Below are 2,385 nucleotides of genomic sequence, written 5' to 3' on the forward strand. Positions count from 1 at the left end.
CGCCGCCCGTGCCGCCGCAGCCGCCCGCGCCGCCGCCGCCGCCGCCGTTGCCGGTGCCATTGATGACGAACGCCCCGGTCTGGCCGCCGCCGCCGCCGCCGCCGCCACCGCCATTGCCGTGCACGCCGATCACGCCCGCGCCGCCCGCGTAGCCGACCCAGAACAGGCTCACGGTCGTCCCGCCGTTGCCGCCTGTCCCGTTCCCGCCGTTCGTCCCGGCCGCGCCATTCTGACCGCCGCCGCCGTCCGTCCCGGTATTGCCAGCCGAGCCGCCGACGCCGCCGGGCGTATTCCCGGCGCCCGCGAGCCCCGCGCCGCCGGCGACCGCGTCGCCGCCCTTGCCGCCGAGGCCGCCGGTCCGGCTGCACGCGCTCGTCCCGCCCGAGCCGCCGGACGCCGGTGTGCTGGAATCACAAGCACCGGGGCCACCCGCGGCCCCATTGCCGCCGGGCTGGCCGACCGTCCCCGCGGCCCCAGAAGCCCCCGCCCCCGCCGCGCCGGCGGTGAGCGTGCTGTTTTTCAGGACGAGCGCCGGGCAGTTGTTGCAGTACATCGCGTAATTCGAGATGCTCGCCACGTTCGTGTCGAGCGTCTGGATCGCCAGCCTGTCGACGGTGATCGCCGCGACGAGGTCCTTGCCCTCGACCGCGCTCACGCGACCGTTCAGCACGGCGCTCGATTGAATCGTGGCCACGTAGGCCGCGCTCCGCGCCCAGCCGTTCTGCGCCGAGTAGCCGCCGTACACGGACACGCCGTTCGCCAGCGCGATGCGGCCGTCGTAGAGCCCCTGCGACACGTACACCTGCTTCTTGCCGAGGACGACGGCCTTCGAGATGCCCGCCGAGATCGTGGCCATGGGCGACTCGCGGGTGCCGGCGTTCAGGTCGCTCCCGTTTTTCGCGACGAACACGGCCGCGGACGCGTCGCCGTCGATGCCGTCGCAGTTCGTGTCGGCGAACGTGTCGTCGGGCAGGTCCGCCCCGACGAACTGGCACTCGCAGCCGTTCTGCTGGGAGCCGTCGACGTCGACGTAGCCGGGCAGGCAGGAGACGAGCTGGCACATGCCGGACGAGCAGGTCGATTGCGCGTTCGGGATGAGCATCCCGCAGTTGTTGTTGCAGCCGCCGCAGTTCCCCGCGTCGTTCGTGAGGTTCGTCTCGCAGCCGGTCGAGCTCGTGCCGTCGCAGTTGCCGAACCCGACGGCGCAGACGCCGAGCGTGCACGTGCCCGACACGCAGGACTCGGCCGCGTTCGCGAGGTCGCACGCGGCATTGCACCCGCCGCAATGGGCGAGGCTCGTCTGCACGTTCGTCTCGCAGCCGGTCGAGGCCACGCCGTCGCAGTTGCCGAAGCCGCTGTTGCAGGCGCCGAGCGTGCACGCGCCCGACACGCAGGACTCGGCGGCGTTCGCGAGGTCGCAGGCCGCGTTGCACGCGCCGCAGTGGGCGAGGGTCGTTTGCAGGTCCGTCTCGCAGCCGTTGCCCGGGATCTGGTCGCAATTGCCGAACGGCGCCGTGCAGGCGGCCGGCACGCAGGCGCCGCCCATGCACGCCTCGGTCGCGTTCGGGAGATCGCAGGCGGCGTTGCAGGCGCCGCAATGCAGGACGCTGCTCGTCACGTCCGTCTCGCAGCCGTCGCCCGGCAGGCCATTGCAATCGCCGAACCCCGTATCGCACGAGCCCGGCTCGCAGGACCCGGCCACGCAGACGGCGGTGGTGTTCGGCAAACTGCACGCGCTATCGCAGCCGCCGCAATGCGACGGGTTCGTCATGGTGTCCGTGTCGCAGCCGTTCGTCGGATCTGCGTCGCAGACGGCCTTGCCTTGGGGGCAGCCCTCGGCGGTCCCCACGATGGGCACGAGCACGACGGGCGTCGGGGCGCCGCCGATCGTCGCCGTGACCTCCACGTCGAGCGGGTCGAGCGGCTCGGCAAGGCCGGGCGAGGTATACGTGACCTCGAAATGAAGCGCGGTGCCGGGCGGCCTGTCGAACGGCAACGTGACCGGCACACGGATCGGCGGATTGGGCGCGTCGGGCACGTAACGGACCACCGCGACGGAGAAATCGGGGCTCGCCACGTTCACCGCCTGGAACGACGCGGTCGCGTTCGAGGCATTGTCCACGCGGAAGAGCCGCATCCGGGTCGTCCCCGCGGGCACGAGGCCATACGAGAGCTCCTCGGGGCTCGCGCAAGGCCCGTCCGGGCCCGCGTCATTCAGCACGCAAAGCTCGAGCCCAGCCACGGGCCCGCCACCCGCGCCGCCCGCGCCGCCCGCGCCGCCTTCGCCCCCTGCGCCGCCGGCACCCCCTTGGCCGCCTGCGCCGCCTTCGCCGCCCGTGCCTCCCGTGCCCGCGCCCCCACCTTGGCCGCCTACGCCGCCTACGC

The 2,385-nt window shown here is 73.2% G+C and carries 1 pseudogene; it reads right to left on the bottom strand.

What is annotated here, in order from left to right:
• Window positions 1–2,385 (bottom strand): annotated as a pseudogene (locus tag QHF85_RS49625) (hypothetical protein); the annotation flags it as partial.

The organism is Polyangium sp. 6x1 (assembly GCF_029946515.1).
Lineage (GTDB): Bacteria > Myxococcota_A > Polyangia > Polyangiales > Polyangiaceae > Polyangium.